This is a genomic window from Bacillus mobilis, assembly GCF_001884045.1.
Classification (GTDB): domain Bacteria; phylum Bacillota; class Bacilli; order Bacillales; family Bacillaceae_G; genus Bacillus_A; species Bacillus_A mobilis.
In genome coordinates, this window is sequence record NZ_MACF01000038.1 from 1 (window position 1) to 3,813 (window position 3,813).

A 3,813-nucleotide genomic window follows, 5' to 3' on the forward strand; every position below is an offset into this window, starting at 1 on the left:
TTGTCCCTGTGAGAGTAGGACGTCGCCAAGCAACTGTAAGACGAGTCAGTATGACTCGTCTTTTTTGTGTTTAATGAAATAATTTTGTAATTAATATCGACTCTATGAGTACGTTTATCTAGCGAGAAATAGCTTTGTTTTATTATGATTTCACATCTAAATAGCATACCTTCAGAAAAATATGGCCAAGTTTGTTAGACTGTCTATTTGTTAACAAGAATATCTAAAAGGTATTGCCTTCTGCAGTCTACTCACACCTTCTTTTATTTCTTCAGTTGTTAAATGTCCATACCCCACAATAATTCGATTATGATGTTTTCCTTTTTCGATGGCGTGGTCTTCCACGGGATATACTTTCACTCCGAGTTGTTGGATTTTCTCAAGTAAGTCTTTTGTGAATTGAACTTGATGGAATTCAACAATCAGGTGTAATCCTGTAGAATAACCGAAAATATTAATCTTATTTGAGAACGCTAATTTTAATTGCTGGATAAGGAAGTCCCTTCGATTTTTATAGATTTTTTTCATCTTCATAATATGCCGTTCCAAATAATCTTCGGTAATAAATTTAGCGAGGACAAGCTGATTTAAAGAAGATGTATGTAAATCTGAAAACCATTTTACACTGCGGCATTTTTCAATAAGCTGTGAGGGAAGAACTAAGTATCCCATCCTAAGGGCCGGTGATAAAATTTTACTAAATGAACCTACATATATAACACGCTCGGGATCCAATCCCTGTAATGAACTTACAGGTGAACCTTCATATCGAAATTCACTGTCATAATCATCTTCAATGAGATAACAATTTGTTTTCCTTGCGTAGTTAATCAATTGAACCCGTCGTTGAATCGGTAATGCTCCTCCTAAAGGAAACTGATGAGAAGGAGTAGTGAAGATGAATTTTGGGTTTTTATTTGTAGGCAGCGAAGATGTATCCATCCCATTATCATCCGCAGGTATAGGATGAAGGAAGGCTCCTGAATTTTTAAAAATTGTTTGAATGTCATTGGTGATGGGGTCTTCTATTAGTACTTCGTCGCCCGTTGACAAAAGTAATTTAGAAACAAGTGTTAAAGCTTGAGTTGCACCGGAAGTAATCACCAATTGTTCTGGATGACAAAAAACTCCTCTTGTTTTTAGCAAATAGCGTGATAAAGCCTTTCTTAATTCGGGACGTCCTTCGGGAATATCGTATCCAAATGTAGAAGGGGGTGCTTCATTCCATGTGGTGTGAGATAACTTTGCCCATACTTTACGTGGAAATAAGTCTAATGCTGGTATCCCTGAACGGAAATTAATGATGTTGCTGTCTTTGTTTGTTTCTTCGCACCAAGATAAAGAATCAATTAGAGTTGATTCTTTATGTTGTTTTAAATAAGTCCCTTCGGCAATGAATGTCCCGGCTCCCTGTCGAGTGACCAAAAAACCTTCGGAAAGTAATTGATCATAAGCTTCTAAAATTACATTCCTAGACACGCTCAACTCAGAAGATAATTCCCGTGTTGATGGTAGTTTTTCTCCGGATTGTAGCTCTCCGTTTAATATTCGTTCACGTATTTGGTGATAAACCTGGCGAATTAAACTTATATCTAGCGATCGATCAATAGGCATCCAAAGCATATAAATGCTCCCTTCATCAAAATTGGTACCATAAAAGTATAGCTAAAATGGTACTGATACGAACCATTTTAGCATGCTATAGTTGGAACAAATAGTTCTAAAGGAGATGAAAATGTGATGACTAAACCAGAACTCCAAGTAGCTCAGGCATTTAAATCGATTGCACGAAATGAACATATAAAATCCTATGTACAACAATCTACCGAACTCTATGCGTTATTATTGCAGGCTGCGAAACGCTTTGTCACCGGAGAAACGAGACATGAGGGGATTATGACGGCAAAAGAACTAATTACAAAAGGGTATCATACTTCGCTAGAATACATAGGGGAAAATACTCTAGATATAAAGGAATGTTATAAAGCGAAAAATGAGTTTTTGAATCTTATTGGAGACGTGGGTGCTCTGCCAATAAAACAAACAGTATCACTCGATTTATCGCATATTGGATTATCTATAGATCCAGAAATATCTTATATTCATTTAATGGAGTTGGTAGAGAAGGCAAAAGTATATGGAACTACCCTTATGATAAGTATGGAAGAATCATCTAAAGTAGCGGACATACTTTCTATCTATAAAAAAACAACTGAGCAATATCCTAATGTAGGGATAACGATTCAGGCACATTTATATCGTTCGAACAATGATATTCAAGAACTCCTACATTATCCAGGGAAAATAAGAGTTGTAAAAGGTGCCTATCAAGAAGCTTCAGATATTACTATGCCTAGGTCAACTGACTTAAATCAACAGTATCTTCAGATTGTAGAACAATTAATTGAAAATAATCACCCTGTATCTATAGCTACACACGATGAAATTATTATTAAAGAGATGGAGCAACGTCAATATTTTAGTCAATCTAATGTAGAAATAGAAATGCTATATGGAATTCGTCCGGATATGTTAAGTAATTTGAAAAACAAGGGACATAACGCTAGAGTATATTTGACCTATGGGAAAGAGTGGTACTTGTATTTATGTCATCGGATAGCTGAACATCCAGAAAATCTATATCATGCAGTGACAGATATGGTACATCCGTCTTCAACGAAGCAGAGTAGGGAATATTAAATAGATATTTAATCTTAAATGTAAAAATTATTTTGGTTATGGCCCAATATAAAAGGAGTCGGATTTCCTTAGAGTAGAAATTTCGGCTCTTTTTATATTGAAACTTTTGTAGTTTATATTTGCGTTAAATACGTATAGGACTTCTATAGGTGTTGAAAAGAGTATGATTTATAATTGTGCAGACGTATCCCTCGTTTTTTGGGTGTTTTATATGTATTTCAAAACGAGGGATATACAATAGAAACAATAAAATTACATACTTTGTTAGTAACTCGATTCGCTCTTCTAGCGTTAAAACGTAAATAATAGGTATAGGATAAACATTCTTAAATGTGATAAAAAGTAATAAAGTACAATTAGAACGAATGTTCCGTTCGGGTGTGTTAGGTACACTCGATCAATTGAGGTACGTATTTTTAATCGAGTATAGTTTAGTTATGTATTTTAAATGTTTGTTAAGAGGATATAAAATTGTTACGGCTAGGCCGTATGGAAATGGATGCTGCTAAAGATGAAAGAGATATAAGTCTGCTATTTCAGTGACAAAGGGATAGTTAGTAAATGTATTAGTGTGTTTCTATATATTTACGAGTAAACAAGTAAGTAACCATTACATCATATAAGGGGAACTCCATAACTAGAGTAGTATATAAAGATTTCTGTAGCGTTGTCTGTTATAAGAATGCGTATATCTTTAATCGTTTCTAATAGAGTGCCTGATAAGTAAAGAGGTATTAGGGAGGGGGATTTTTAAACTACATATTAGTATTTATTAAAATAAGGTTGTTAGTTTCGCTGGGGAAAACTTACGTGTAAATTAAGTCTAGTGTATAAGTAAACTTGAATGTATTTTAGAAGAAGAAATGAAAGTAAAGTAGAAGAGGCTTTGCAATACAAACTTTTCTTTATAGGCTCTTCTCTAGAGTAGAAAGTGTAAAAATATTAACTTGAATATATTTATAAAAAGGTATTGACGATTGAACATTAGAGGTGTAATATAGAACAAGTCGCCGATGCAATAACGCAGAACGCGGCAAACGAAATAAAAAACTTAGTTGACATTAACTAACGAAGATGTTAACATAAGGAAGTCGCAAATGAGCGACCAAGTAG

Annotated in this window: 3 protein-coding genes; 2 read left to right on the top strand and 1 reads right to left on the bottom strand. The window is 34.4% G+C overall.

The genetic code is table 11. From position 1 onward, the window contains the following. Nucleotides 1-210: 210 nt before the first annotated feature. Nucleotides 211-1,623 carry a MocR-like pyridoxine biosynthesis transcription factor PdxR gene (pdxR, locus tag BAQ44_RS03990; protein ID WP_071720908.1) on the bottom strand — a complete coding sequence of 471 codons (1,413 nt, stop codon included), beginning with the start codon at nucleotides 1,621-1,623 and terminating at the stop codon, nucleotides 211-213. Nucleotides 1,624-1,740: 117 nt separating this feature from the next. On the opposite strand from pdxR, the gene BAQ44_RS03995 reads away from it, so the two are divergent. Both BAQ44_RS03995 and BAQ44_RS30770 read left to right on the top strand, forming a co-directional pair. Then, the gene (locus tag BAQ44_RS03995) at nucleotides 1,741-2,700 is read left to right on the top strand and encodes a proline dehydrogenase family protein (protein ID WP_071720911.1); all 960 of its coding nucleotides are present in this window, start codon (nucleotides 1,741-1,743) and stop codon (nucleotides 2,698-2,700) included. A 332-nt stretch (nucleotides 2,701-3,032) separates the two neighbouring features. Beyond that, entirely contained in the window at nucleotides 3,033-3,209 is a 177-nt protein-coding gene (locus BAQ44_RS30770) for a hypothetical protein (RefSeq protein ID WP_161491747.1), read from the top strand. The last annotated feature ends 604 nt before the right edge of the window (nucleotides 3,210-3,813 follow it).

Bases quoted from the DNA above. Each gene is read 5' to 3' on its own strand.
- pdxR (WP_071720908.1), bottom strand. From the start codon at position 1,623: ATGCTTTGGATGCCTATTGATCGATCGCTAGATATAAGTTTAATTCGC.
- BAQ44_RS03995 (WP_071720911.1), top strand. From the start codon at position 1,741: ATGACTAAACCAGAACTCCAAGTAGCTCAGGCATTTAAATCGATTGCA.